Raw genomic sequence first — 25,469 nt, 5'->3', positions numbered from 1 at the left:
CGGTATGAGCGACACAATGCTAGTCCCGCCGAGTGATTTAATGGGCACGGCGCCAATCAAGCTGGCGCTGGTGATCCCCAATTACAATCATAGCGCCGCGATCGCCCAGACCTTGGCCGAACTCGCCGCCCTCAATCTGCCCTGCTATTTGATAGACGATGGCAGCAACGATGAGACCCGCTATCTGCTGCAATCCTTGGCGGAGCAACACGACTGGGTGACGCTACTGCAACACCCCTACAATCGTGGTAAAGGTGCAGCAGTGATGACGGGGCTTCGCCGCGCCTATCGCGATGGCTTTACCCATGCGCTACAGGTCGATGCCGATGGCCAGCATAATTTGAGCGATATCCCCGCCATGCTCGCCAAGGCTCAGGCCAAGCCGGATGCGCTGATCTCGGGCAAGCCCGAGTACGACGAGTCCGTCCCCAAGGGGCGACTCTACGGTCGTTACCTCACCCACTTTTGGGTATGGGTCGAAACCTTAAGCTTTGATATTCAAGATTCTATGTGCGGATTTAGGGTGTATCCCTTAACCGCCACCGAGCGTCTCTTAAGCCAGCACGCCCTCACGGAGCGGATGGATTTTGATATCGAAATCCTAGTCAAACTCTACTGGCAAGGGGTGGAAATTCTGTTTCACCCCACTAAGGTCATTTATCCCGAAAACGGCGTCAGCCACTTTCAAGGTGTGGCCGACAATGTGCGCATCACTAAGCTGCACACCCGGTTATTTTTTGGCATGTTAAAGCGCCTGCCACAACTGCTGCGCCGTAAACAGAAGACGCAATCGCCCCAGTCCGATAAAGCCTCAACCCATTGGTCGGGGATGAAGGAGCGCGGCAGTTATTGGGGCATAAAACTGTTGGTCGAAAGCTACCGTTTCGGCGGCCATTGGTTGTGTCGCGCCATTATGTATCCGGTGATTTGCTATTTCTTCCTGACGGGCAAAGTCAGCCGCGAAGCCTCGTTGGATTTTCTGTGCCGTGTGCAACGTCTCGAGCCGCAACATCCGCAATTGAATCGCCCCATTGGCTGGCGCGATAGCCTGAACCACTTTCTCGCCTTTGGTAATGCGGCGCTCGATCGAATCGATGCCTGGTGCGATCGCATTCAATTAAGCCAAGTGGATTTTCCCGACCGCCAAGTACTGGCCGATCAGCTAGAAAGCGGCAAAGGCGCCGTGCTGCTGGTCTCCCACTTGGGTAACCTCGAACTGTGCCGCGCGATTTCAATCCACCAGCGCAAGGTCAAAGTGAATGTCATGGTGTTAACCAGCCATGCCGAAAACTTTAATAATGTCCTCAAGCAATTAAACCCAGATAGCACGCTGAATTTGATCCAAGTGACCGAGCTTAATCCCGCCACCTCTATGCTGCTGCAGCAAAAAATTGAAGACGGTGAGCTAGTGGTGATTGCTGGCGATAGAACCTCATCCCACTCCCAAGGACGCGTGGTATATGCGCCATTTATGGGTGAAGAGGCAGCCTTCCCGCAGGGGCCATTTATTCTGGCCGGCCTCTTGGATTGCCCAGTGTATCTGATGTTTTGCCTGCGCGAACAAGGGCGATATCGCGTGCATTTGGAGCACTTTAGCAACAGCCTCAAGGGCCCGCGTGCAGGGCGAATGGAACGACTACAACAGGCGGTGCATAACTACAGCGAGCGCCTCGAACACTATGCAAGGCGTGAGCCCTTGCAATGGTTTAACTTTTTTGATTTTTGGCGGGACGATAGCAAGGTTAACCGCGCGACATCCGCCCCACAAACGACAGCAGCACTCCCGGAGCTGGAGCGCACTACAGACAGGACAGAGCATTTATGAGCCACGCAGTTACTCACACGACAACCACTGAGCAGCCAATCGAATTTGGCCGTCAGTTACTCACATTAGAGCAAGTCGTCGCCGTTGCTAAGGGCGCTAAAGTCAAACTCTGTGATGATGCCGATTACCAAGCTTATATCCAAAAGGGCGCCCGCTTTATCGACAGCCTGCTACACGAAGAAGGTGTGGTCTACGGCGTCACCACCGGCTATGGCGACTCTTGCACTGTCAACGTGAGTCTCGACTTAGTCCATGAGCTGCCACTGCACTTATCCCGCTTCCATGGCTGTGGCCTCGGCGAAGTCTTGAGCGTGATGCAGGCGCGCGCCGTGATGGCTTGCCGTTTAAACTCCCTCGCCATTGGCAAATCCGGCGTAACCTATGAGCTCTTAAAGCGCATCGAAACCCTACTTAATCTCAATATAGCGCCTGTGATCCCAGAGGAAGGTTCGGTCGGTGCCAGCGGTGACTTAACGCCATTGTCTTACTTGGCCGCCGTGCTAGTTGGCGAGCGCGAAGTGATTTATAACGGCGAGCGCAGAGCCACCCAAGAGGTTTACCGCGAGCTGAACATCACGCCCCATGTGCTGCGCCCCAAGGAAGGTTTAGCCCTGATGAATGGCACGGCAGTGATGACGGCATTAGCCTGTTTAGCCTTTGATCGTGCACAATATTTAGCGCGTTTAGCCAGCCGCATTACCGCCATGGCGTCGTTAACCCTCAAAGGTAACTCGAACCATTTCGACGATATTCTGTTTGCCGCCAAACCTCATCCGGGACAAAACCAAATCGCGACCTGGATTAGGGAAGATTTGAACCACCATGTTCACCCCCGCAATTCAGATCGTCTGCAGGACAGATATTCCATCCGCTGCGCGCCGCACATCATTGGCGTATTGCAGGATGCACTGCCCTTTATGCGCCAATTTATCGAAACCGAAATCAACAGCGCCAACGATAACCCCATAGTCGATGGTGAAGGCGAGCATATTCTCCACGGTGGCCATTTCTACGGTGGGCACATTGCCTTTGCGATGGATTCCTTAAAAAACACTGTGGCCAACATCGCCGATCTTATCGACCGCCAAATGGCACTAGTGATGGACCCTAAGTTTAACAACGGTTTACCCGCTAATCTCTCGGGTTCGACTGGCGCGCGCCGCGCCATCAACCACGGCTTTAAGGCGGTGCAGATTGGCGTATCGGCTTGGACGGCTGAAGCACTGAAACACACTATGCCCGCGAGCGTTTTCTCTCGCTCAACCGAATGCCATAACCAAGATAAAGTCAGCATGGGTACTATCGCCGCCCGTGACTGTATGCGTGTATTGCAACTCACAGAGCAAGTCGCCGCCGCAGCCCTGCTCGCGATGACCCAAGGCATTGGCCTGCGTATCACACAGAACGAGTTAGACGAAGCCTCGCTGACGCCATCGCTGGCGACCACGCTCGCCCAAGTGCGCGCCGATTTTGAGCCATTAGTTGAAGACAGACCGCTCGAAGCCGTATTGCGCCAAACCGTTGCGAAAATCCAAGCGGGCGAATGGGAAGTGTGCCGATGAAATCCTTGCTCAGCATAGAAATGGACATGCAGATCCCCTTCCACGATGTGGATTCGATGGGGATCACTTGGCATGGTAATTACCTGCGTTATTTCGAGATTGCCCGCTGCAAATTGCTCGACGAGTTAGACTACAACTATCGCCAAATGCAGGCCTCGAACTACGCTTGGCCGATTATTGATTTGCAGATCAAATACGTTAAGGCCAGCACCTTCGAGCAAAACATTACCGTGCGCGCCGAGTTGGTCGAGTGGGAAAATCGTCTAAAAATCAATTATCAAATCCGTGATACCGCAAGCGGCGAGCGCATTACTAAGGGCTATACCATTCAGGCGGCAGTGGATATGACGAGCCAAGAAATGTGCTTTGTGACGCCAGAGATATTCCGCAGCAAAATCGCCCCGCTACTTGCAAAGGCGGATAGCGAATGAGTGCCCACTTTACAAATTGGCCACGAGCTAAGTGGTCGCAATGGTTCTGCCAAAGCCTACTATTAAGCTGCACACTGCTGCTTGGTTCAGTACAGGCGCAGAGCCTTGCCGATTCTAATCTCAATGGTGCAAACCTCACTGACTCAACCCTCAGAGGTGCGAGCCAGTACCAAACACTATTCGCCCAAGGCGCAGATAACGCCGCATTACTCGCCCTCAGCCAAAAGCTCAATCTTGGCGAAACGGTTCGCGGCCACTTTGTGCAATCACGCCAGCTTAAAGTGCTGAAAAAGCCCCTAGTGAGCCAAGGCCAGTTTGTGTTCGACAAGGCACAAGGACTGATCTGGCAACAACTTAGCCCCTTCGAATCTTTGCTGATCTTAAAGGATAAGCAACTGATCCAAAAAGATAGCCAAGGGCGAGTGCAAATCAGCCAAGCCGATGCTTCGGCAAGCGCGGCGGCCATGGGGGATTTATTACCGAGTCTAGTAAATGCCATGCTGGGCGGCGATATTTCGGGTTTAAGTGCAAACTTCGAACTGCACTTTTTAGCCCAAGAACCCTTAGCGCAAGGCAAGTCGCCACAAGAAAAATCAAATTCTAACTGCGCAAACTGGCAGTTGGGATTAACCCCTAAAGATCCGCTGATGAAGAAGGCAATCGCTAATATGGTGCTCGAAGGCAGCGATACGCTACACGCCTTAGTGCTACTCAGCGCCAATCCGAGTGTGAGCCCGCAGGATATCACCCGTATCGATTTTAGCGAGCTGCACCAAGGTCCACTGAGTGAGGCTGAGTTAGCCCAATATGCCATCAGCCAGACAACGCCTAAAGACACTGGTCCAAGAGAGTAAGGCAGAATCATGGCGCCCAAGATTGCCACACGTATTGGCTACAGCCTAATGCAAACCTCGACTAAATGGCGCTTCGCTATTTGGTTGTGTTTGATGCTGGCGGCGAGCCTGTGGACGCTGCAACTGTGGCAAAATGGGGCAAAGGTTCAAAGCGATATTCTCGCCATGTTGCCCCATCTGCAGCAGGACGCACTCACGGCGCGCGCCCTCGAACAAGTGGAATCGACACTCGCCGATCAAGTCTATCTCGCCCTGATTGCCAAGGATGAAACGCAAGCAATTGCGGCGGGCATACTCCTGATGGAGCAGCTTAAGACTCAAAATACCGCCTTTACCGATATTCGCAGCGCCGATCTGCAGATGGGTGAAGCCCTAGGGCAATTTTATTTCCCCCATAGATTTAAACTGCTCACGCCTGAGCAAACCGAAGCCTTAAGCCATGATGGCCTCGAGCACTTAATTGCCTCGACCACTCAGCAGCTCTACAACGCCTTTAGTTATGCCAATAGCCAACTCTTGACCCAAGATCCTTTGCTGTTGTTCCCCGACAATTTGCTCGCCCTTGCGCCTAGTTCGAAGCTGAGCGCCAGCCAAGGGATTTTACTTGCTCGTCCACAAAGTGTTGATACCAAACAAGGTGTTGATACCAAACAAGGTCTTGATACCAAACAAGGTCTTGATAATAGTGAAGGCGTGGCCGCCATTGTGATGGCAAAGGGCACAGAAAGCGCCTTTAACCCGAATGCGCAATTACGCCAGCAAGCGGCACTGACTCAGGCGCTGAATGCCGTCAGCGCACAATACCCCAGCATTAAAGTGTTACAGGCGGGCGCGCTGTTCCATGCCATAGAAGCTACCAATACCGCTAAGAGTGAAATCTCTGTCCTCGGCCTCGCTTCTTTGCTTGGCGTAGTGTTATTGGTTTGGCTGGCCTTTCGCTCCGTGATGCCACTCTTGCTGGCGATGGTGACCATAGGCAGCGGCCTATTGCTGGCGGTAACCTTTACCTTAAGCGTGTTCGGGGAACTGCATTTACTCACTCTCGTCTTTGGCACTAGCCTGATTGGGATTGCCATCGACTACAGCTTTCATTTTTACTGCGAGCGGTTAAGCGATCATCAGCGTAACGCGCAGGCGACCGTGGCCTATATATTCCCCACAGTGTCACTGGCCTTTATCACCAGCGCCTTAGCCTATGTCGGTATCGGTTTAGCGCCGTTTCCCGGCATGCAGCAGGTAGCGATTTTCTGCGCCTCGGGCTTACTCGGCGCCTACCTGACGTTAGTGCTCGCCTATCCATTATTGGCGAGCAGCAAGTTACCTTCGGGAAAACGTCCGTTAACCCTCGCGCAAGCTTATCTTGCGAAACTCACAGGATTCTCCAATAAACTGGTCTCGCCATGGGGATTGAGTCTGTTTGCCTTAGTGCTCGCGGGAGTCTGCCTGTTGGGGATCTGCAAGCTTAACGTCGACGATGATATTCGCCATTTACAGCAAAGCCCTGCGAGTGTGACTGAGCCTGAAGACAAACTCAGAAAATTACTCAGTGGCGGCACGGATAACCAGTTTTTATTGGTGCGCGCCCCCAGTGAAGAAGCCTTACTGCAACGACTCGAAGCCTTAAGTCCGCAGCTCGATGCCGCCATTAAACAGCAAGAGCTGGGCAACTATGTCAGCCTCAGCCGTTATCTGCCGAGCAAGCAAAAGCAGGATGCGGCGTATCAATTGCAGGGCAAGATTTACCAGTCGCAATTAACCACAGTGCTAAACAGCATTGGCCTAGATGACAGCCTAGCACCTGAGCTTTCAGCTGCCTACCTTGCCGCCAAGGATAGCTATATCACCCCGACGGATTTTTTCGAACTGGGCCTAGGTAAACAGTTAGCCCCACTCTGGCTTGCACCACAGGGATTAGCACCGCTTGGGCACTCAACAGAGCCAACGACCAGTCCTGATAATGCCAACCAAGTGAACGATAGCCATGGCGCCATAGTACTACTCGGCGGTATTGAAGATATTGCGGCCCTCAAGGCGCGCTTTGCCGAGGATCCGCAGGTACAGCTTATTGATAAGGTGGCGGATATCTCCACGGTAATGGGGCATTACCGCCTGCTTACGCTCAAGTTATTGGGGCTGGCGCTCGTTATCGCCCTCTTGCTATTTAGCCTGAGCTTTGGCGTTAAAAGAGCCGCCCTAGTGGTCGCCGTGCCTGCACTGGCTGCGGTACTCACCTTGGCCATTTTAGGATTAGTCGGATCGCCCTTAAGCTTGTTTCATGCGCTGGCGCTGATTTTAGTCTTCGGGATTGGGATAGATTACAGTTTGTTCTTTGCCTCTGCAGCGCAACATGGCAAGGCAGTGATGATGGCGGTGTTTATGTCCGCCTGCTCGACCCTATTGGCCTTTGGCTTACTCGCCTTTAGCCAAACCCAAGCTATTCATTATTTTGGATTAACCCTATCCCTCGGCATAGGATTTACCTTTGTACTTTCGCCATTGATTTTGACCACCAGTCAGGTTTTAACCACCAACAAGGTCTCGATACCTACAAGGAATGTTATTTAAATGTCCACATCTACCGCTGCAAGCTCCACACAGTCTCACTCCCTTTCCGTCGATGTGGCCATTATTGGCGCAGGCCCCTCGGGCTCGATTGCCGCTAGCCTATTGCATAAGCAAGGCAAACGCGTATTAGTGCTAGAAAAACAACACTTTCCACGCTTTTCTATCGGCGAGAGCCTGCTACCATGCTGCATGCAATTTATTGAAGAAGCAGGCATGCTAGAGGCGCTGAATGCGGCGGGATTCCAATATAAAAATGGCGCCGCCTTCCGTCGCGATGGGGTGTATACCACCTTCGACTTTACCGACAAATTTACCCCAGGGCCGGGCACAACCTTCCAAGTGCAACGGGCAAACTTCGACAAATTGCTGGCCGATACCGCAGCAAGCTTTGGGGTGGAGATCCGCTACGGTGAAACCGTTGAGTCAATCGATTTAAGCGCCAACCCATGCTTAAGCGTGCGTAACGAGCAGGGCGAGCTGTACCAAGTTGAAGCGCAATATGTGCTCGATGCCAGTGGTTTTGGCCGAGTATTGCCACGCCTACTCGACCTCGAAACGCCGTCTTCACTGCCGACCCGTAGCGCTATCTTCACCCATGTTGAAGATAACATCAGCGATCCCGACTTCGACCGGAACAAGATTTTAATTAGCGTACACCCACAGCATCAGGATATTTGGTACTGGTTAATTCCCTTCAGCAACGGCCGCTGCTCACTCGGCGTCGTGGCTGAGCCGCAATTACTCGCGCGTCTCGAAGGCGATTTAGACCAGCAGCTACTGACCATAGTCAAAGAAGAACCCGGCCTGAAAGCATTACTGGCCAATGCCAAGGTCGCTCAGCCCTGTGCGACGCTCAAGGGTTACTCTGCCAACGTATCGCGCCTCGCCACCGAAAAATTTGCCCTGCTGGGCAACGCAGGCGAGTTTCTCGATCCAGTCTTCTCATCGGGCGTGACTATCGCCATGCAGTCGGCATCCATGGCGGCGAAATGCGTGCTTAAACAGCTTAATGGCGATACAGTCGATTGGCCCGCCGAGTACTCGGCGCCGTTAATGCAAGGGGTGAATACCTTCCGCACTTATGTGCAGGCTTGGTACGATGGCCGCTTCCAAGATGTGATTTTTTACGAAAATCCGAATCCTAAAATCAAACAGATGATCTGCTCAATTTTGGCGGGCTATGCTTGGGATGTGCAAAATCCCTTTGTAAAAGATTCCGAGCGACGCCTGAATATGGTGGTCGAGCTATGTCGGCAAGAAGCCGAACTCAGCGCCGAGCCCGCCGTTAGCGAATTAGCCGAGGTGTAATTCGATGCGCTTAAGCCTTAACGCCAAAGGTCGCCCCAAGGCGATAGCAACCTTTTCCCTGCTCCTTATCAGCCTAGGTTTGATGGGATGCAGCGAGCTGCTCTATCGGCAAACCTGTGTCGGTTTGGCGAAAGATATGCGTTACTGCTTAGCGCCACTGCCCCATGATTTTGGCCCTGCAACGAATAAACCGCTCAATAAGCCGCAGGCGAATGACCCTAAAATTCAAGGCAATAGTCAGCAAGGTGACAGCAAGGCTGGGGTATCCTCAACCCAGTCCTTTAGTCAAAAGGTGAGCATTAAGGTGGGCGATAACACCCACGAGCTACTCACCCAGCTCGAACTCGAAGGAGAACGGATGACACTGGTCGGGCTCGCGCCCCTAGGTCAGGCACTGTTTACCTTGGTTTACGATGGGAATACACTCAGCAGTGAACAGAGTCTCTTGCTAGGGGATGAGTTTAAGGCCGAATATCTGATGGCGATGATGCAACTCATCTATTGGCCGGAGCAGAGTATTAAAAGCCATTTAGAGGGCGGCGAGTTAGTGACAGGGCTGTGTGACACGATTCCCTGTCGCCAGTTTTATAGCCAAGACACGCTGATCAGTCGCAGCGATAGCCAGACTCAAGTGATACAAATTCGTTATCAGCAACAGACCGACGATGCCCTCTGGCAGGCACACATTAATTTGACCATGCCACAGGCAAAGTTTGAGTTAGAAATACAACCCATTTAATCGTCTTTTGACAATGCCATAGGCACCCGTTAACAGCCAATCGATATGAGCCTTTAGCCTTGCTCACATCAAAGGCCATAGGTATAGCAAGCAGCAATGAACAACAGAGTCGCCATTACACAAATTGGATTGTGTACCCCGTTAGGGCAAACGCCCGAGCAGGTGTTAGCCCGCTTGATTGCAGGCGATACCAGTGCCATGCAAACCAGTGATACTCTGCTATTTGGGGAGTCGACACTGGTTGCGCCCGTCACTGAGTCGTTACCGACGATTCCTGCCGCGCTGGCGCAATTCGATTGTCGCAATAATCAGTTACTCCTTGCTGCCGCACTGCAAATTCGCGATGCCGTAGAGCAAGCCAAAGGTGAGTTTGGCGCCAACCGCATCGGCGTGGTCTTAGGCACCAGCACCTCGGGGATTTCGAAGGGCGAAGCCGCTTTGGCCTATCGCAATCAACACGGCCACTTCCCCGCCGATTACCATTACTTCCAACAGGAACTCGGCAGCACCAGCGATTTTTTACGCCAGTTATTTGAACTCCAAGGTCCCTGCTACACCATTTCGACCGCCTGCTCATCCAGCGCCAAGGTGTTTGCCAGTGCCAAACGCCTACTCGAGGCCAAGCTGTGCGATATGGTGATCGTCGGCGGTATCGACAGCCTGTGCCAACTGACAGTTAACGGATTTCACGCCTTAGAATCGGTTTCCAAGGGACATTGCAACCCCTTCAGCGCCAACCGCGATGGCATCAATATCGGTGAAGGCGCCGCGCTATTTACTCTGACCTTAGCGACAGACAACACAGCAAATGAAGCCTGCGTTTTGCTTGCAGGCATAGGCGAGTCGAGCGATGCGCACCATATGTCGGCGCCACATCCCGAAGGTGCGGGGGCAATTGCCGCCATGCAGGCCGCGCTTGATGATGCACAGATATCGGCGCAACAGATTGATTATATAAACTTACATGGTACAGCAACGCCTAAAAATGATGCGATGGAAAGCCGCGCCGTAGCCTCAGTATTTGGCGACACGCCGCCCCCTTCAAGCTCAACCAAACCGCTGGTCGGCCATACCTTAGGTGCCGCGGGCGCGATTGAAGCCGCATTTTGTTATTTACTGCTCTCACCCCATAATCACCATCTTGCCCTGCCTCCCCACAGATTTGATGGGCAGCAAGATCCACAGGATCCCTGCATAGCCTTAGTCGCACCCAAGCAATGTGCCCAGCATGGCAGGCTTAACTATGTGATGAGCAACTCCTTCGCCTTTGGCGGCAGCAATGCCAGCCTGATTTTTTGCCGTAAAGGGGCTTAAGATTTATGTCCAGTTCTACTGACACTGCAATGGCAGCCGCCGAGCCGATGTGGCTGCAACAATTAGCCGAGCAGAATATTGCCGATTTTATTCCGCACCGCGCACCGATGATCTTGATTGATAAGATTATTCGCCATCAGCAGGATGCGCTCGAAACCGAAGTGCAGATCAGCCCGCAGAGTGCTTATTTTGACGAGCAACGTCAGGCAGTCCCCAATTATGTGGGGATCGAATACATGGCGCAGAGCATCGCTGCCCTCGCCGGCGTAGAGGCCAAACTGCGCCACGATAAAATCCGAGTGGGTTTTTTATTGGGATCGCGTAAATTAGCCTTGCACACAGCGCAGTACGAACTCAATCGCCGCTACCGCACTCAGGTTAAACGCCTCTATCAGGAAGAGTCGGGACTGGCAGTATTCGATTGCCAGATTTATCTGTTGCCCGAGGGCGGAGCGGAGCAAACACCACAACTCGTGGCCGAGGCCAATGTGAACGTGTTCCAACCCCAAGACACCCAAGCGTATATCGCCTCCAGTCAGGCTTAATGCCTGAATTGGCGCTGATAAGCGCCAAGCTTTAAACCGACACAACGTCAGTCGCACTACAAAAGGATTTAGCCCTTTGATGCATAAACAACTCATCATCAAGCATCACGGGTGGAGAAATAAAGATGAATAACAGAGTATTAGTCACAGGTTCGAGCCGCGGTATTGGCAAAGCCATCGCCCTTAAACTGGCCTCGGCGGGCTACGATATCGCCCTGCATTATCACAGCAATCAGGCCGCAGCCGATGCCAGCGCCGCAGAGCTTAGTGCCCTTGGGGTGAACGTTAGCCTATTAAAGTTTGATGTTGCCGACCGCGCCGCCGTAAAAGCCGCCATTGAGGCCGATATCGAGGCCAATGGCGCCTATTATGGCGTGATACTCAATGCGGGCATCAACCGTGACAATGCATTCCCAGCGATGAGCGAAACCGAGTGGGACAGCGTAATCCACACTAACCTCGATGGATTTTACAATGTCATTCACCCCTGCGTAATGCCCATGGTACAAGGCCGCAAGGGTGGCCGTATCATCACTTTAGCCTCAGTGTCAGGCATTGCGGGCAACCGTGGACAGGTCAATTACAGCGCCTCTAAGGCGGGATTGATTGGTGCCACTAAGGCGCTGTCCTTAGAGCTGGCCAAACGTAAGATCACTGTAAACTGTATCGCCCCAGGTTTAATCGAAACCGATATGGTGGCGGATATTCCTAAGGATATGGTCGAGCAGTTAGTGCCGATGCGCCGCATGGGTAAACCGAATGAAATCGCCGCTTTAGCCGCCTTTTTAATGTCGGACGATGCAGCCTATATCACGCGCCAAGTGATTTCGGTGAATGGAGGCATGATCTAAATGACGCAGCGCAATCCCCTAGGCAGACGAGTCGTCGTTACCGGTATCGGCGGTATCAGCGCCCTAGGCCATGACTGGCCGAGTATCGCAAGCAGCCTTAAGGCACAAAAAAACTGTGTCGTGACGATGGCGGAATGGGATAAATACGACGGGCTGAACACTCGCCTTGCCGCCCCTATTACTGACTTTGAGGTGCCGAGCCACTATTCCCGTAAAAAGATCCGCTCCATGGGACGCGTCTCGATTATGGCGACTCGCGCCAGCGAGCTTGCACTGATGGATGCAGGACTCTTGGACGCTCCTATCGTTACCTCGGGGGAAATGGGGATTGCCTATGGTTCTTCCACCGGCAGTACCGATCCGCTGGTCGCCTTTGGCGATATGCTCAAACATGGCGATATGTCGGGCGTCACTGCCACCAGTTATATCCGCATGATGGCCCACACTACAGCGGTAAACGTGGGGGTTTTCTTTGGTCTTAAGGGACGCATTCATACCACCAGCAGCGCCTGTACTTCGGGCAGCCAAGGCATAGGCTACGCCTATGAAGCCATCAAATACGGGCAACAGACCTTAATGCTTGCGGGTGGCGGTGAAGAACTCTGCCCCACCGAGGCGGTAGTATTCGACACTTTGTTTGCCACCAGCACCAAAAATGCCACGCCAGAGTTAACACCTCGCCCCTTCGATGCCAATCGCGACGGTTTAGTGATTGGCGAAGGCGCTTGTACGCTAGTGCTCGAAGAGTTAGAGCATGCCTTAGCGCGCGGCGCGAAAATTTACGCCGAGATCGTCGGTTTTGGCACTAATTCAGATGGTCAGCATGTCACTCAGCCCAATAGCGATACCATGGAAATCGCCATTCGTTTAGCCCTTAAGGATGCTGCGCTTACGCCCGATGCCATTGGTTATGTGAATGCCCACGGCACTGCGACCGATCGTGGTGATGTTGCCGAAACCCATGCAACTCATGCAGTATTTGGTGCGGATATGCCGATTTCATCCCTGAAAAGCTACACAGGCCATACCTTAGGTGCCTGCGGCGCGCTAGAAGCTTGGGTCAGTATCGAAATGATGAATGCGGGCTGGTTTGCCCCCACGCTTAATCTCGACAATATCGACCCAGAATGTGCAGTACTCGATTACATTCGCGGCGAGCCACGTACACTCGACACTGACTATGTGATGAGCAATAACTTCGCCTTTGGCGGCATCAACACTTCACTGATTTTTAAACGCTGGAAAACGACATAAGGACATATCAATGAAACCATTAGTAGCAAGCATTTTACTCGGCATTAGTTTACTGGGCTCACCCGTGTGGGCGCAGGAATATACGGTTGATACCTATCAAGAAATTTTTAAAGGCGACAATCAATTTAAGCAAAAACAAGCCATCGAAGCACTGACGATTGCCGGATTATCCGATCCCGCCATTTACGATGTGTTAGAGGCCAAACTGCTCGAATCCCTGCCCCTCGCCACCGAGAAAAACGCCATCGACTACAGCGCTTGGTTAGTCAAAGGCTTAGCTTACTCGGGTAATGACAAATACAGCGCGACCATCAGCAATATAGTCAATGGCAGCTACCACAAGAAACTAAAAAAATACGCATCACAAGCCCTTGAAAATCTTGCGCAATACAAGAAGTGGAACGCTATCTTAGCGGATAAGAGCCAATATGTGGCCGAGCAAAGCCCTAAGAACAATGCCTTTGCCAACGCCTTGAAAAGCGATGATTTAGAGCTGATGCGCCTCGCCGCGAAACGCATGATGGACGATCAAAACTACGATGATTTTCTATTAGAGCGCCTTAGCGTTGAGCTGAAAAATCCACGCCTAATGAGCAACGACAAGTTAGCCATCGACACTTACGCCAATATGGCCAAAGCCCTCGCCGCATCGGGTAATACGCAATACCGCGAAGTGATTGAAAATATTGCCAACAACAACCCGAACAAAAAGCTGAAAAGCTACGCCGAAAGCTATCTGAAGAAGTACTACTAATCCCTTTGGATTCGTAAAAGCGTTAATAAAAAGCCGAGAATCATCTCGGCTTTTTGCTCTCTTTTGTAGGTAAACCAAGGGGCGGACAGTCGTCTCACCAATCACCATGGTTTGCCTTTCCAGTATTAGCGCAATTTGCTTGCCATATGACCAATGCGTATAAGACGTTTTCTGAAATCATGCTAGTGAACACTTTTTCCCCACAATGATTCTTTGCACAAAATAAATTACATTTAAATCAGTTTGTTGAAAGTTTTCCTGCTAAGTCATAGGATGTGAGATTATGTGCACTATACAAATGTTATATACATTCGGTCGAACTTTGTGAAATTTAAGAACCCCCTAAAAACCTTCATTTTTGTGGCATTCACACTAAACCTTGGCTGGATGTATTACGTTGAGGATTTAAAAGAACAACCAGAAAAAACTTAGAAGAAAGGATGCGAGTATATTTTACTGACGATGACGAAAAGATAAAAATGACATGGTTCAAAACTAGCGCATCAGGAATATCCTTGGCACTAGAAATACAAGGAATGGATAAACCAAATGTTGATATCGAAAAGATAAAGTCTAATTCCAAATCTATAATTAATAGTAAAGTCTGTAATGAACCTCAGCTACGTTCATACCTTGAAGCTGGAAATTGGATATCTATCGATATTCGTGATGGTTCTCAAACTACTGTAACAAACATTATGAACCTTCAATTCACCAATGAAATATGCATTTAAAAAACTAGAAAAATCATGCAAATGCATAGTTCCAGCTAAAAATGATTTTTGCTACTGTATAAACCAAATGTAAATCAGTAGGCTGCAAATTATTTTACCAACTAGCCTGAAGAAAGATTATGTGCGCATGCACAATACAAATTGTTATGTGTTTTCAGGCTCATCGAAGTAATGTGTATGGAAGAATTATCAACCTCTGTAGTATTAGATAAGTTTAAACGCACGAAACCTGAAGATTATAAATTAGTATCGCAATTCCAAGATTGGTATTTTGACTCGTTCATGGATGCGCTAGGAATTTATATCGAGTGGAGACAGAGAACAAAAAATCCAAAGGGTTTTCTCGATCGGTTATTAAAAATTTGGGGAGTAAAACAATGGATCCCCGAGTATCCACCCGCCGTCCTCAAGAAAATGATCACCAATAGCTACACAACGTTGTCGATTAATGATGTGGCCACTATTAGCATCGCCCTCTCAGCATTATTGATGGACGACAAAATGGGGAAACAGCTCAAGGAACGGGCACTAGTGTGTATAGAAAGACAGTCTAATGATCTCGTACTAACCCAAGCTGGCCACAAGAATTTAAATACTGCTAAGACCTTTTGGGATAACCTCAAGCTATTGATTAGTAAATCAAAATAGAGCTAACAAAGTATCGTAATAAAGTCACAGAACCGCTTTGGGCATTAACAACTAATGAACATCGAAACACTGATTGAACAAATAGAGAATACCAATTGGTTGAGCCAAGCTGAGCACATCTTAGCGCTTTCTCAATTGCAATTTGAATGGGATTGGTTGCCGACCAGTAGAGATCAATCCGATCCGTTCGAAGGAACATTTACGGCTAATGCAGACCAACGGCCTTACGACAAAGAGGCTGAGAAGAGGGTTTATAAAGCCGCGTTAAGATCGTTGCGCACTGTAGGGAATGCTCACCCTAAACTCGTTAATGGCCCACATAACTATACAGAGCCAATGAAGGGTAGCGCGCTGTTCGCTTGTAAACATGCAGCCAAAGAAGTCCTTTCCAATCAGCCTGGAAAATGGTTAACCATCTTAGCATTATATAAAAACGGTGTCTGGCCGTGTGGCATAACCCAAACAGGGGAATTGGTTATCCTGTAGACACAGTGCAGACAGTAAAACCAAAGTAGAGCTGGCATCACTCAACGATCGAGTGCTAGGCCATTAATGCTGGATATCTCTATTTTCCAAAAGAATCGTAAAGATAAAAGCCGAGCATCATCTCGGCTTTTATTTTGCCTCCAGCCTTTGTGAGTGAAACCGGAGGCATAACACGTTTAATCACCGCTATAAGATGCTGGTCAAGCGCTATGCTGTGCATCGTAAGCTAAAGCGGCCTCTTTAAGTTTCTCAATATCCGATGCACATAAATATCGCCTGAGTGACTCAAATTTTGCCTGAGGCCAATCGTAAATCCTTAGGCCTAATAACTCATCGATAACAGAGGCTTCGAAACGATATTTAACCAATTTGGCAGGGGTTCCCCCTACTATGCTATAGGGAGCAACATCTTGAGTGACAACGCTATTTGCCGCAACGATAGCGCCTTCCCCTATCGAAACACCCGGCATAATCATGGCTCTCATGCCCAACCATACACCATCGCCTATATGCGTATCACCTTTGCCAACATAGGCTTCCTCTATAACGTCCATAAAAGGATATAAACAAAACCAGTCGGCCCTGTGGGTATGATTTCCCCCCATCAGAATAACAGCTTCCGCCCCTATGCAGACGTAATCACCAATGTGGAGCTTATCTATTTCCCACAGCGGATCCCAAGTTAGGCTGATTTCGTCACCATAGAGATATCGAACGACTGACTCTTCGAAGCCCTTATCCCAGCAATCGCTGTAATAACTGTGCTCACCTTTGATAGTAATATTCGGATTTGTCACTACTTGATGCAGCAACTGGACTTTGGACCAATGCTTATTTTCCATTAGTATCTTCAACCTCATGTTAATTAATCGAAATTTGACAAATAAAGACTATGTCGTCAGTGAATTCGAGGCTGTTTTAATAAAGGTGAAGAGATAAACGGCATAAATAAACTCAAGTGTTTGAAGTGGATGCTAGAGCACCATAGCTCAGCGTTACGAGCATAAGTTACAACAGCCTACGCCGTATCGGCAAACCTATTACCAATAAGATGCTGTAGTTCAGGCAGATGCCATTCGCTTTGTTGGCTTAGGCTTTGCTTATCCACCGCGGCGTTTTAACCCTAAAAACAACCAAACGCGATAACGCTATGATGGATAAGCGACAACACAGGGAATTTTAATCTTGAGAGCAACAATGAAAATAATACTAGATGATCTAAAAGGGCCTGAAATTGCAGCACTTTTAACTGAACACCTCGAGGATATGCGGGCAACCTCGCCGCCGGAGAGTGTGCACGCATTAGACTTGGATGGCCTGCGCCAACCCAATATTCGCTTTTGGACACTGTGGGATGGCCGAAATCTGGCGGGCTGCGGTGCACTAAAATGGTTAGATGCCGAACATGCGGAGATCAAATCGATGCGCACCGCCACCACCTACAAACAACAGGGAATTGCTTCTAAGGTATTGCAGCATTTGATCAATGACGCCAAAGCCGCCGGTGTACAACGCCTCAGTTTAGAAACTGGCTCAATGGCCTTTTTCCAGCCTGCCCGTAACCTGTATGCCAAATTTGGTTTCGAGCTGTGCGGCCCATTTGCCGATTACGTGCTCGACCCCAATAGCCTATTTATGACCAAAAAACTCTAGGCCTCTGTACTCACATCAATCCACTAAGGTGGCGAACCGCAATCTAGACCTAACCACAGCTAAGCTTTTGCCTGTTTAGCTGTGGTTAAGACGCGATGCTTGTGCCAGTAATGCATTAAAAATCCGAGTAATAATCCCCAGAAGGCACTGCCGATCCCCAACATACTCACACCCGAGGCGGTGACGAGAAACGTAATCACAGCCACCTCTCGCTCGTCGTTATCCGCGAGCGCAGCGGTCAGACTATTACCTATGGTGCCAAGCAGGGCTAATCCTGCAATCGCCAGCACTAATTCCTTCGGAAATGCAGCGAAGAGCCCCACCACAGTTGCGCCGAGTAGACCTGTTATCAAATAAAAGACTCCGCCCCACACCGCCGCCCAATAACGAGTTGCGGGGTTAGGGTCAGCCTCTTTACCCATACAAATTGCCGCAGTAATCGCCGAGAGATTAAAAGCAAAGCCACCAAAGGGTGCAAACAGCACGCCCATCAGACCCGTCACGGTAATTAATGGCGAGATAGGCGGACGATAACCATGGCCGTGAAGCGCGGCCACTCCAGGCATATTCTGCGAAGCCATAGTCACCACAAATAAGGGCAGCGCCACGCCCACCACGCTAGCGATAGAAAACGTAGGCGCTATCCATACGGGGGCGGCGAATTGCAGCTCAAGCTTATCTAATTGCAATAAATCCAATTGATAGCTCATCCCTATCCCCGCAACGAGGGTAAGCAACATAATGTAGCGCGGCGCCCAGGGCTTAAGCACAACAAAGACTAGTAACATCAAGAGGATTAGACTCAGCTGGGTCTGCATGGCTTGAAATAACCCTAAGCCAAACTGCAATAAAATCCCCGCTAACATGGCCGCTGCCACCGAGGGTGGCATGATACGAATAAGCTTATCCATCCAGCCTGCCAAGCCGCAGAGGGTGATCAGCAACGAACTCACTAGAAAGGCACCTACGGCTTCATGGATACTCAATCCCGCAAGGCTGCTGACCATCAGCGCCGCCCCAGGTGTCGACCATGCCGTAAGCACCGGATTTTTATAGTAGAGAGACAGGCCAATACTGGTGAGCCCCATGCCGACACCCAAGGCCCACAGCCATGAACTCATTTGTGCCGATGTCGCGCCCACAGCGTCCGCCGCCTGCAGGATAATCACCGCCGAACTGCTGTAGCCCACCAGCACGGCAATAAAGCCCGCCGATATTTTTGATAGTCCTAAAGCCTCGCGCCACATCATCCCTACTCCTCTGCCTACCTTTGTCTTGATCATCGAACCACTTATCGTGCGCTATAACGCACAAGATGGACAAGATAGCACTTGTGCGTTATAACGTACAAATGATTTTTTAAGCGTCAGAACCTAATGCAGACCATCAACAGTTATCTTGCCGCGACCCTAAAACAACTGCGCAGCCAAAAGGGTTGGAGCTTAGATAAAGCGGCACTCGAGACAGGCGTAAGCAAGGCCATGATAGGCCAGATTGAGCGCGGCGAATCTAGCCCCACCATTGCCACCCTGTGGAAAATCGCCAGCGGTTTTAATACCTCACTCTCGACCTTTTTGGAGCCAACGCCCGAGAGCCAAGGCGCCGTCTTTCGTAACGCCGATGCATTACGCCAAAAGCCAGCAACCGATGGCATGTTAGTGGCGTCGCTATTTCCCTTTGAGCCACGTTTTGGTTTTGAGATGTTTGAACTCACCCTATTGCCCCACTATGAGCGCCTCTCCGAGCCCCATGAGGCGGGTGTGACCGAGCATGTGATCGTGCTGAGCGGCACAATGGAAGTGTTAGTCGATGGTCAGTGGCAGCCATTACAGCAGGGTGAAGCCGTGCGCTTTGCCGCCGATAAACCCCATGGTTACCGTAACTTAAGCGATCTACCCGTGGTGTTTCATGATCTTATCCACTATCACAGGGAACTGCCTGCCACCGAGTAGCGCCGACAAGCCAAGCGCCCAACAGATTGCCGCTTGCACCTGCCAATCCATTAGAATAAACTTATTGAAAATTTTCTAATCATAGAGGCAAAGCTATGTTTCAATCTTTACTGGCTAAATTATCTGGTAGCAGCAACGGTGAAAAGTGTTGGCAATTGATTGATCAAGGTGCGCGCGTTATCGATGTGCGCTCACCGGAGGAGTTTGCCTCGGGTCATTTGCCTCAAGCCATCAACGTGCCGCTGCCAACGCTCGACCAATGGTTACATCAGGTTGAAAATAAACAGCATCCCTTTGTGCTTTACTGCGGCGCAGGCATTCGTGCCCAAAAGGGTTGCGATATTTTAAGGGCCAATGGTTTTGAATGTGTGGTTAACGGTGGCTCGCTAAAAGATTTAGTGTGCTGCCAGCCAAGCTAAAACCTAAGCCAAGCAGATCAACTATGCGTGAGGAGGTGCGGATGACAACAAAGTGCCCACGCCCAACTAGCGGCGAACAACTGCCGGAGCCCAAGGTGGTTCGTGAAGCCCGCTACAGCGTGAGCCGCAACCGTTGCCAAGCCAGCACTAAGGTGCGTTATATCGAAACCAGCGCTATGTCCCTCGGTTGCAAGCTGTGCGAATAATCGCTTGCTGCAGAAACAAAAATGCCAGCATTTACGCTGGCATTTTTTATTATCTTGACGATTAAACGGTTAACGCATCGAGGCTTTGTTTCGCTTCGCTGATACCTTTTTGGTTAGCTTCTGGACCCATGTTCAGCGCTTCGCCATAAACCACTTCCACGTCGGTGATCCCGATAAAGCCGAGGAAGGTTTTTAAGAAAGGTACAATGTGATCCGTTGGACCATCTTTATGGGCGCCACCACGAGTGGTGATCAACACGGCACGTTTACCTTCCACTAAACCTTTAGGGCCGTTTTCGGTATAAGTGAAAGTCACACCTGCACGGGCCACAAAATCAATCCAGTTTTTCAGCTGGGTTGGAATGTTGAAGTTGTACATAGGCGCGGTGATCACAATAGTGTCGTTCGCTTTTAACTCTTCAACTAAGGCGTTAGACAGATCGAGCATCTCTTGCTGACGTGCGGTTAACTCAGCGCCGCCACGCAGGCCAGAGGCAATTTCACCATCAACCATTGGCAACACATCTTTACCCGCTAAATCGCGAACTGTGATGGTCGCGCCTTGGTCTTCCCATTTACCGATCAGGTGGTCAACTAACAAGGCAGATTGTGAATAACCGCCAAGAATACTGGATTTTAACACTAGGACTTTAGACATAATCTGCTCCGAAAATTGAAATTCTTGAGAGTCTTTCAACTTGCTCTCGACTCTATGGGCTTAGTTTATTAGCCCATAAAAAAGAAAAAAAGCGGATAAAATTTGAGATTGATTTCGATTTTTTAGAAAGGTTTTACATTTTAGGCACACTGACATACAAGCCATCGAATTGGGCGCAGAGTTTGTCGTCACAAAAGAGTTGTACTTCGAGTTTGACTTTGGCTTTACGCCCCCGTTGCAGCGAGCTTAAATCCGTTTCAGGCCAACGCACTTTGACCTCGGGTGCACTGGTCACGGGCGCCATGTAGCGGATATGGGCATCGGCTAACACTATGTCGCCATCCACCTGTTGAAGCTGCTGTTGCAGCCACACCATGCCCCAGCCAGTGAGGGTCATAAGGGTATAAATACTGCCCGCAAACATAGTGTTATGCAGGTTGATATTCGGCGCCAGTGGCGCACTCACGCGCAGCTCCCCTTCGACAAAGGAAACTGGCGCTATCTGCATAAACTCGCTAACGGGAATGGTGCTGTGCCAGGTCTGGCGCAATTGGTTTAATAATTCATCCATGTGCATGTCCTTACTGCCGTTGGCACACTGTCCTGTAGGTTACACCTGCAAATTGAAGGTCACAGGGCCATCGTTGATTAGCTCAACCTTCATATCGGCGCCAAATTGTCCCGTTTCTGTGGTCACGCCCTGCGCGCGGCAAAAGGCGACAAAGTCTTCATACAGGCCAAACGCTTGCTCAGGTGTACCCGCCCCCGAAAAGCTCGGGCGCAGGCCACGGCCAGTGTCGGCAGCCAAGGTAAATTGCGAAACCACTAAAAGCGAGCCACCCGCCTGAGTTAAGTTGAGGTTCATCTTGCCATTTTCATCGGAAAACACTCGATAACTCATCACCTTAGTGGCTAATTTTTGCATCTTCTCGCGGTTATCTTCCCGCTCAACCCCAAGTAAAACTAACAAGCCCTTATCGATTGCACCTATGGTTTGATTGTCCACCACCACGCTGGCGCGGCTCACTCTTTGAATTAACGCGATCACAACTTTTCCTTTAAATTAAGACTTAACGAGGGGCATCAAGGGGATAGGACGCAGATACTGCTCCACACCTTCGGGTAATGACTGGGCAATTTCCGCTAAACCGCCATCGGTCCACAGCATAAAGCGGCGAAGTTCCTCGATTTCGACCTTATCGGCAAAGGTCACTGTGCCTTGGATTTGGATCACTGCGCCCTGCTCACGCAGCACGAATTTAGCAAAATTGAGCTTGGCATTCAGCTCACCAATCACCGCGGGCAGTTCAGGATTGGCCTGCAACTGCGGATGCACCGCATAAAAACGGTTCATCAGAATACGGTCAATCCCCGCTGCATTCATGCTGGGTTCGAGCATAAAGTCATTATTGCCAAACTGCACCGCAACCTTATCCGCCCCGGCTTTGATGGCTAAATAGTTGGCATTGAGCAAGGCCTGATACAAGGTATCGGCGGCGGCCTCGTTGGTCATTCCCGCCAACTGCACCACTTTAGGCGCCACGGGAGCGCGCGCCTCAGTGGACTCGACCGCAGAAGATGAGGATTGAGACTCTGGGGTAGGAGATGAGGTGGCCGCGCAGGCAGTTAATCCCAAAATGGCGGCAATGATAACGGCTAATTTCATGCTAGCTCCTGTCGCTTTATCCATGTCCACATGGCTTGGATCTCGAGTGTGACGGCAAGTGAGAGTATGTCACTATTCAGCGAATGCCCACCATCGACAATGGTATGAATTTGTATCCTAGGGTTGTCGATTTTTGCCAAAAATGCGGCTAATAAACGTGCCGGACAGACAGCATCCTGCGTGCCTTGTAATAGCAGGGTACGCGCTGTGACTTGCGATGTCACCCGCTGTAATACGCTGAACATATTGAAGTAATCATTTTTTGCATAGTGCAGCTCGATTTGAGCCAAGGCCAATAGCGGCGGCGCAAGCCGCTTCGGTAAGCCTGTTAGCATGCCCGCTAAGGTTAATTCCCATTGGATCCAACGGCGGGCAAATTCATGACGGGTTGCTTCATCTTGGGCGTTAAATCCTAGCTGATAGTGCGTAAATAAATCCGCCAAACCAATAGAAGGTGCAGCAAATTCACGATAAGCCTGCGGATATAACTGCGCTGCGCCCGAGGGGGCATAGAGCCATTCAATACCGGCCTCTGAGGGAATAAACACCGCCCACAGCACTTGGGCAATCACTCGATGGGGAAATAAACCACTGTAAATTAAGGCTAAGGTGGCGCCAAATGAGCCACCCGCTAAGCACCAACGTTCTATGCCTAAGTGAATGCGAATCGCCTCAATATCGCTGATAAGTCCATTTAAATGATTATGCTCCAACTCGCCAGTAGGCAGTGATTGCCCCGCACCACGTTGATCTAGCAGTAAAATCCAGTAGTGCTCGGGGTTAAATAAACTCAGTTCACTGACCGAAGTTCCCGCCCCTGGGCCGCCATGCAAATACAGCAGCGGAATACCCTGCGGATTACCATATTGAGCCAGATGCAACTGCTGCCCATTGCCCACCATCAACCAATCACGGCGGATAAAAGGGGCAAGCTGATGGGCATCAGTGATCATAGGCGGGATAAGGTTCGTTGAATGTCTTGGTGGATGATTAGCTACGGCTTATCCAGTGTAGTCGATTGTGGCGCGTTTGCGGCAAGTTCACCCATCGTATCAACCTCTTGGCTTGATTGGGCAGATGGTGTTTCGGGCTTCACGGTGGGTGTATCCTGCGCCGCTAAGGGCTCACCATCGAGATTAGTTTCATTAATATCGCTGCTGGACTCATAGTCCAAATACTCAGGCATGGCTGCGGTAATTTCGGCGCCCAGCAGCACTATCATCCAAGATAAATAGACCCAAACGAACAGAATAGGGATGGTCGCCAATGCGCCGTAAATGGCCTCATAACTAGGGAATTTAGTCACATACAGCGCAAAGCCCTTTTTCCCCAGCTCGAATAGCAAGGCTGCCACGACAGCACCCAATAGTGCGTGCCAAAACTTCACCTTTTGATTCGGCACCACCATATAGAGCAGTAAGAACGCTGCCACCGAAAACAGCATAGGCAAACGTTCGATAAATAGCGGCATAACCCCGGATAAGGTATCGCCCTCAAACAGTTTTAACGACACTACATAGGAGGTCGCGACTAGGCTCGCGCCCACCAGCACTGGGCCTAAGGTAATCACCATCCAATACATGGAAAAGGCCACGACCACAGAACGTTTTTCCTTAGTTCGCCAGATATTATTCAGCGACTTATCGATGGCAGAGATCAACATGATCGCTACCACCACGAGAGCCGCGATCCCCACGGCCGTGCCCTTAGAGGCATTGCCAACAAATTCATTGATATAAACTTGTACTGTATCGCCCGCCGCGGGCAGAAAATTCTCGTAAACGAAGGCTTCGATTTGACCACGGATCCCCTTAAACACAGGGAAAGCCGACAGCATGGACATAGTCACAGCTACCATAGGCACAAGGGATAACAGGGTGACATAGGCCAAATGGCCGGCGCGAATATTGATTTGATCTTCCACTAAACGCTGACGTAAATGCAGCAGGAAGCGCCAGATCCCGAGGAATAAGACTTGAATTTGTGCCAGTTCTATCTTCTTAGTCACGGGTTTCTCTTGATTCTGTTGGTATTGACTCGTTATCTTCGTACAATAAACACTTAATTTACAAGTCTAAGGAGTGAATTGATGTCACAACAAGGATCTGCGGGCAACGTTATCGCCGCTATCGCCAGTCTGTTCTTTCCCGGCCTAGGTCAACTGGTACAGGGACGAATTATGGCTGCATTGCTGTTTTTCGTGGTCACTGTGGTTGGCTATGCCCTCTGGTGGTTAGTGGTCCCTGCGGTAATAGGTGCTATCTTTCACCTCTGGAGCATTATCGATGCGGCGCGTTTTAAGGCCGACTAACTTCATTTGACTCAGTGACGGAATACCCAATGAAAAGATTGATCACCTCTAGCCTGATGGCGGCAACGCTATTGCTGACGGGCTGCCAGAGCGCCTATTACGGCGCCATGGAAAAAGTGGGCTACCACAAGCGCGACATCATGGTCGACAGAGTGAAAGCCGCAAAAGAATCCCAAGAGGATGCCCAAAAAGAGTTCAGCTCAGCACTCGAGGAGATGCAAGCCCTGCTCAACCACGATGGTGGCAACCTCGAAAAGGCCTATAACAAGGCCAAAGATGAATACGAGTCAGCCCAAAGTGCCGCCGATGACGTGAGTAATCGCATCAATAAAGTCGAAGATGTCGCCGAGGCGCTCTTCGATGAGTGGCAAGCCGAAATCGGCGAGATCAGCAAAGCCAGCCTGCGCCGCAACAGTGAAACCAAGCTCAAGGAAACCCGCCGTTCCTACGAGCAACTGATGAAAACCATGCGCCGCGCCGAATCTAAAATGCCACCCATCCTCACCGCCATGAAAGACAATATGCTGTATTTAAAGCATAACTTGAATGCTCAAGCGATTGGCGCGATTAAAGGGGAATTTGCGAGTTTGCAGACGGATATTTCAGGCCTAATCAAAGAGATGAACAAATCGATCAACGAGTCGACCAAGTTTATCGAGGCCCTCGAAAACTCTAAAGGTTAACGCTCGCCGTCATCTTGCCTTGTCAGCCTCAGAGGCTGGCAAGGTCGATGC

Annotated in this window: 29 protein-coding genes; 21 read left to right on the top strand and 8 right to left on the bottom strand. The window is 50.4% G+C overall.

Annotated elements, in window-relative coordinates; genetic code table 11:
* Positions 1 to 16 precede the first annotated feature (16 nt).
* From M0415_RS18260 to M0415_RS18190, 15 genes are all read left to right on the top strand, one after another.
* On the top strand, positions 17 to 1,825 hold the full coding sequence (locus tag M0415_RS18260; RefSeq protein ID WP_249556566.1) for a glycosyltransferase family 2 protein: 1,809 nt from the start codon (positions 17 to 19) through the stop codon (positions 1,823 to 1,825).
* Complete coding sequence (locus tag M0415_RS18255) at positions 1,822 to 3,387, top strand: HAL/PAL/TAL family ammonia-lyase (RefSeq protein WP_249553230.1); 1,566 nt, start codon at positions 1,822 to 1,824, stop codon at positions 3,385 to 3,387. Before M0415_RS18260 ends, M0415_RS18255 begins: the two co-directional genes overlap by 4 nt.
* Positions 3,384 to 3,818: an acyl-CoA thioesterase gene (locus M0415_RS18250; RefSeq protein ID WP_249553227.1), complete on the top strand. Its 435-nt coding sequence runs from the start codon at positions 3,384 to 3,386 to the stop codon at positions 3,816 to 3,818. Before M0415_RS18255 ends, M0415_RS18250 begins: the two co-directional genes overlap by 4 nt.
* On the top strand, positions 3,815 to 4,672 hold the full coding sequence (locus tag M0415_RS18245; RefSeq protein ID WP_249553222.1) for an outer membrane lipoprotein carrier protein LolA: 858 nt from the start codon (positions 3,815 to 3,817) through the stop codon (positions 4,670 to 4,672). The genes M0415_RS18250 and M0415_RS18245 overlap by 4 nt, the downstream gene beginning before the upstream one ends.
* Positions 4,673 to 4,681: 9 nt before the next feature.
* Complete coding sequence (locus tag M0415_RS18240; protein WP_249553218.1) at positions 4,682 to 7,237, top strand: MMPL family transporter; 2,556 nt, start codon at positions 4,682 to 4,684, stop codon at positions 7,235 to 7,237.
* Positions 7,238 to 8,545 carry an NAD(P)/FAD-dependent oxidoreductase gene (locus tag M0415_RS18235; RefSeq protein ID WP_249553216.1) on the top strand — a complete coding sequence of 436 codons (1,308 nt, stop codon included), beginning with the start codon at positions 7,238 to 7,240 and terminating at the stop codon, positions 8,543 to 8,545.
* 4 nt (positions 8,546 to 8,549) lie between these two features.
* Complete coding sequence (locus M0415_RS18230) at positions 8,550 to 9,284, top strand: DUF3261 domain-containing protein (RefSeq protein ID WP_249553213.1); 735 nt, start codon at positions 8,550 to 8,552, stop codon at positions 9,282 to 9,284.
* 96 nt (positions 9,285 to 9,380) lie between these two features.
* Positions 9,381 to 10,598 (top strand): beta-ketoacyl-[acyl-carrier-protein] synthase family protein, encoded by a 1,218-nt coding sequence (locus M0415_RS18225; protein WP_249553210.1) that lies wholly within the window; start codon positions 9,381 to 9,383, stop codon positions 10,596 to 10,598.
* Between the two features lie 5 nt (positions 10,599 to 10,603).
* A complete protein-coding gene (locus M0415_RS18220) occupies positions 10,604 to 11,143 on the top strand; it encodes a hotdog family protein (RefSeq protein WP_249553208.1) in 540 nt (179 codons plus the stop codon).
* Positions 11,144 to 11,268: 125 nt separating this feature from the next.
* Positions 11,269 to 11,994, top strand: coding sequence for a 3-ketoacyl-ACP reductase FabG2 (locus tag M0415_RS18215; RefSeq protein WP_249553205.1), 726 nt, complete (start codon positions 11,269 to 11,271; stop codon positions 11,992 to 11,994).
* On the top strand, positions 11,995 to 13,248 hold the full coding sequence (locus M0415_RS18210) for a beta-ketoacyl-ACP synthase (protein ID WP_249553196.1): 1,254 nt from the start codon (positions 11,995 to 11,997) through the stop codon (positions 13,246 to 13,248). It abuts the gene before it with no gap.
* A gap of 10 nt (positions 13,249 to 13,258) precedes the next feature.
* A complete protein-coding gene (locus M0415_RS18205; protein ID WP_249553194.1) occupies positions 13,259 to 14,002 on the top strand; it encodes a hypothetical protein in 744 nt (247 codons plus the stop codon).
* 515 nt (positions 14,003 to 14,517) lie between these two features.
* A complete protein-coding gene (locus tag M0415_RS18200) occupies positions 14,518 to 14,736 on the top strand; it encodes a hypothetical protein (RefSeq protein WP_249553192.1) in 219 nt (72 codons plus the stop codon).
* A 177-nt stretch (positions 14,737 to 14,913) separates the two neighbouring features.
* A complete protein-coding gene (locus M0415_RS18195) occupies positions 14,914 to 15,384 on the top strand; it encodes a hypothetical protein (RefSeq protein WP_249553189.1) in 471 nt (156 codons plus the stop codon).
* 54 nt (positions 15,385 to 15,438) lie between these two features.
* Positions 15,439 to 15,870 (top strand): hypothetical protein, encoded by a 432-nt coding sequence (locus M0415_RS18190; RefSeq protein WP_011715554.1) that lies wholly within the window; start codon positions 15,439 to 15,441, stop codon positions 15,868 to 15,870.
* Positions 15,871 to 16,070: 200 nt separating this feature from the next.
* Here M0415_RS18190 and M0415_RS18185 read toward each other — a convergent pair whose 3' ends face one another.
* Positions 16,071 to 16,712, bottom strand: a complete 642-nt coding sequence (locus M0415_RS18185; RefSeq protein WP_249553187.1) for a CatB-related O-acetyltransferase — start codon at positions 16,710 to 16,712, stop codon at positions 16,071 to 16,073.
* 355 nt (positions 16,713 to 17,067) lie between these two features.
* Between M0415_RS18185 and M0415_RS18180 the strand changes: the two genes are divergently transcribed.
* Positions 17,068 to 17,523, top strand: a complete 456-nt coding sequence (locus M0415_RS18180) for a GNAT family N-acetyltransferase (RefSeq protein WP_249553185.1) — start codon at positions 17,068 to 17,070, stop codon at positions 17,521 to 17,523.
* Positions 17,524 to 17,582: 59 nt separating this feature from the next.
* Here M0415_RS18180 and M0415_RS18175 read toward each other — a convergent pair whose 3' ends face one another.
* Entirely contained in the window at positions 17,583 to 18,770 is a 1,188-nt protein-coding gene (locus M0415_RS18175) for a benzoate/H(+) symporter BenE family transporter (RefSeq protein ID WP_249556565.1), read from the bottom strand.
* Between the two features lie 129 nt (positions 18,771 to 18,899).
* Between M0415_RS18175 and M0415_RS18170 the strand changes: the two genes are divergently transcribed.
* The 3 genes from M0415_RS18170 to M0415_RS18160 all read left to right on the top strand — a co-directional run bounded on the left by M0415_RS18170 (position 18,900) and on the right by M0415_RS18160 (position 20,100).
* Positions 18,900 to 19,475: a helix-turn-helix domain-containing protein gene (locus tag M0415_RS18170; RefSeq protein WP_249553183.1), complete on the top strand. Its 576-nt coding sequence runs from the start codon at positions 18,900 to 18,902 to the stop codon at positions 19,473 to 19,475.
* A 95-nt stretch (positions 19,476 to 19,570) separates the two neighbouring features.
* Entirely contained in the window at positions 19,571 to 19,894 is a 324-nt protein-coding gene (locus M0415_RS18165) for a rhodanese-like domain-containing protein (RefSeq protein ID WP_011627458.1), read from the top strand.
* A gap of 41 nt (positions 19,895 to 19,935) precedes the next feature.
* Positions 19,936 to 20,100, top strand: coding sequence for a hypothetical protein (locus M0415_RS18160; protein ID WP_249553177.1), 165 nt, complete (start codon positions 19,936 to 19,938; stop codon positions 20,098 to 20,100).
* A gap of 61 nt (positions 20,101 to 20,161) precedes the next feature.
* Here M0415_RS18160 and azoR read toward each other — a convergent pair whose 3' ends face one another.
* From azoR to M0415_RS18130, 6 genes are all read right to left on the bottom strand, one after another.
* On the bottom strand, positions 20,162 to 20,758 hold the full coding sequence (gene azoR / locus M0415_RS18155) for an FMN-dependent NADH-azoreductase (RefSeq protein WP_011715548.1): 597 nt from the start codon (positions 20,756 to 20,758) through the stop codon (positions 20,162 to 20,164).
* Between the two features lie 133 nt (positions 20,759 to 20,891).
* Positions 20,892 to 21,329 carry a thioesterase domain-containing protein gene (locus M0415_RS18150; RefSeq protein WP_249553175.1) on the bottom strand — a complete coding sequence of 146 codons (438 nt, stop codon included), beginning with the start codon at positions 21,327 to 21,329 and terminating at the stop codon, positions 20,892 to 20,894.
* Positions 21,330 to 21,368: 39 nt separating this feature from the next.
* Entirely contained in the window at positions 21,369 to 21,806 is a 438-nt protein-coding gene (gene dtd / locus M0415_RS18145; RefSeq protein ID WP_249553173.1) for a D-aminoacyl-tRNA deacylase, read from the bottom strand.
* Between the two features lie 15 nt (positions 21,807 to 21,821).
* Positions 21,822 to 22,424, bottom strand: a complete 603-nt coding sequence (locus tag M0415_RS18140; protein ID WP_249553165.1) for a hypothetical protein — start codon at positions 22,422 to 22,424, stop codon at positions 21,822 to 21,824.
* Positions 22,421 to 23,377: an alpha/beta fold hydrolase gene (locus M0415_RS18135; RefSeq protein WP_249553152.1), complete on the bottom strand. Its 957-nt coding sequence runs from the start codon at positions 23,375 to 23,377 to the stop codon at positions 22,421 to 22,423. The genes M0415_RS18140 and M0415_RS18135 overlap by 4 nt, the downstream gene beginning before the upstream one ends.
* 41 nt (positions 23,378 to 23,418) lie before the next feature.
* Positions 23,419 to 24,432 (bottom strand): virulence factor BrkB family protein, encoded by a 1,014-nt coding sequence (locus M0415_RS18130; RefSeq protein ID WP_249553149.1) that lies wholly within the window; start codon positions 24,430 to 24,432, stop codon positions 23,419 to 23,421.
* Between the two features lie 81 nt (positions 24,433 to 24,513).
* On the opposite strand from M0415_RS18130, the gene M0415_RS18125 reads away from it, so the two are divergent.
* Both M0415_RS18125 and M0415_RS18120 read left to right on the top strand, forming a co-directional pair.
* Positions 24,514 to 24,735 (top strand): hypothetical protein, encoded by a 222-nt coding sequence (locus M0415_RS18125; RefSeq protein WP_088212584.1) that lies wholly within the window; start codon positions 24,514 to 24,516, stop codon positions 24,733 to 24,735.
* 29 nt (positions 24,736 to 24,764) lie between these two features.
* Positions 24,765 to 25,418: a DUF2959 domain-containing protein gene (locus tag M0415_RS18120; protein ID WP_088212583.1), complete on the top strand. Its 654-nt coding sequence runs from the start codon at positions 24,765 to 24,767 to the stop codon at positions 25,416 to 25,418.
* The last annotated feature ends 51 nt before the right edge of the window (positions 25,419 to 25,469 follow it).

This window comes from Shewanella sp. 10B (genome assembly GCF_023475885.1).
Lineage (GTDB): Bacteria > Pseudomonadota > Gammaproteobacteria > Enterobacterales > Shewanellaceae > Shewanella > Shewanella mangrovisoli.
The sequence above is the reverse complement of the archived record's forward strand: the minus strand, read 5'-3'. Positions and strand labels throughout refer to the sequence as shown.

Bases quoted from the DNA above. Each gene is read 5' to 3' on its own strand.
- M0415_RS18260 (WP_249556566.1), top strand. From the start codon at position 17: ATGCTAGTCCCGCCGAGTGATTTAATGGGCACGGCGCCAATCAAGCTG.
- M0415_RS18230 (WP_249553213.1), top strand. From the start codon at position 8,550: ATGCGCTTAAGCCTTAACGCCAAAGGTCGCCCCAAGGCGATAGCAACC.
- M0415_RS18125 (WP_088212584.1), top strand. From the start codon at position 24,514: ATGTCACAACAAGGATCTGCGGGCAACGTTATCGCCGCTATCGCCAGT.
- M0415_RS18175 (WP_249556565.1), bottom strand. From the start codon at position 18,770: ATGTGGCGCGAGGCTTTAGGACTATCAAAAATATCGGCGGGCTTTATT.
- M0415_RS18120 (WP_088212583.1), top strand. From the start codon at position 24,765: ATGAAAAGATTGATCACCTCTAGCCTGATGGCGGCAACGCTATTGCTG.
- M0415_RS18240 (WP_249553218.1), top strand. From the start codon at position 4,682: ATGGCGCCCAAGATTGCCACACGTATTGGCTACAGCCTAATGCAAACC.
- M0415_RS18210 (WP_249553196.1), top strand. From the start codon at position 11,995: ATGACGCAGCGCAATCCCCTAGGCAGACGAGTCGTCGTTACCGGTATC.
- M0415_RS18215 (WP_249553205.1), top strand. From the start codon at position 11,269: ATGAATAACAGAGTATTAGTCACAGGTTCGAGCCGCGGTATTGGCAAA.
- M0415_RS18150 (WP_249553175.1), bottom strand. From the start codon at position 21,329: ATGGATGAATTATTAAACCAATTGCGCCAGACCTGGCACAGCACCATT.
- M0415_RS18195 (WP_249553189.1), top strand. From the start codon at position 14,914: ATGGAAGAATTATCAACCTCTGTAGTATTAGATAAGTTTAAACGCACG.
- M0415_RS18225 (WP_249553210.1), top strand. From the start codon at position 9,381: ATGAACAACAGAGTCGCCATTACACAAATTGGATTGTGTACCCCGTTA.
- M0415_RS18135 (WP_249553152.1), bottom strand. From the start codon at position 23,377: ATGATCACTGATGCCCATCAGCTTGCCCCTTTTATCCGCCGTGATTGG.
- M0415_RS18165 (WP_011627458.1), top strand. From the start codon at position 19,571: ATGTTTCAATCTTTACTGGCTAAATTATCTGGTAGCAGCAACGGTGAA.
- M0415_RS18205 (WP_249553194.1), top strand. From the start codon at position 13,259: ATGAAACCATTAGTAGCAAGCATTTTACTCGGCATTAGTTTACTGGGC.
- M0415_RS18160 (WP_249553177.1), top strand. From the start codon at position 19,936: ATGACAACAAAGTGCCCACGCCCAACTAGCGGCGAACAACTGCCGGAG.
- M0415_RS18170 (WP_249553183.1), top strand. From the start codon at position 18,900: ATGCAGACCATCAACAGTTATCTTGCCGCGACCCTAAAACAACTGCGC.
- M0415_RS18245 (WP_249553222.1), top strand. From the start codon at position 3,815: ATGAGTGCCCACTTTACAAATTGGCCACGAGCTAAGTGGTCGCAATGG.
- M0415_RS18190 (WP_011715554.1), top strand. From the start codon at position 15,439: ATGAACATCGAAACACTGATTGAACAAATAGAGAATACCAATTGGTTG.
- M0415_RS18180 (WP_249553185.1), top strand. From the start codon at position 17,068: ATGAAAATAATACTAGATGATCTAAAAGGGCCTGAAATTGCAGCACTT.
- M0415_RS18220 (WP_249553208.1), top strand. From the start codon at position 10,604: ATGTCCAGTTCTACTGACACTGCAATGGCAGCCGCCGAGCCGATGTGG.
- M0415_RS18185 (WP_249553187.1), bottom strand. From the start codon at position 16,712: ATGGAAAATAAGCATTGGTCCAAAGTCCAGTTGCTGCATCAAGTAGTG.
- M0415_RS18140 (WP_249553165.1), bottom strand. From the start codon at position 22,424: ATGAAATTAGCCGTTATCATTGCCGCCATTTTGGGATTAACTGCCTGC.
- M0415_RS18255 (WP_249553230.1), top strand. From the start codon at position 1,822: ATGAGCCACGCAGTTACTCACACGACAACCACTGAGCAGCCAATCGAA.
- M0415_RS18250 (WP_249553227.1), top strand. From the start codon at position 3,384: ATGAAATCCTTGCTCAGCATAGAAATGGACATGCAGATCCCCTTCCAC.
- azoR (WP_011715548.1), bottom strand. From the start codon at position 20,758: ATGTCTAAAGTCCTAGTGTTAAAATCCAGTATTCTTGGCGGTTATTCA.
- M0415_RS18235 (WP_249553216.1), top strand. From the start codon at position 7,238: ATGTCCACATCTACCGCTGCAAGCTCCACACAGTCTCACTCCCTTTCC.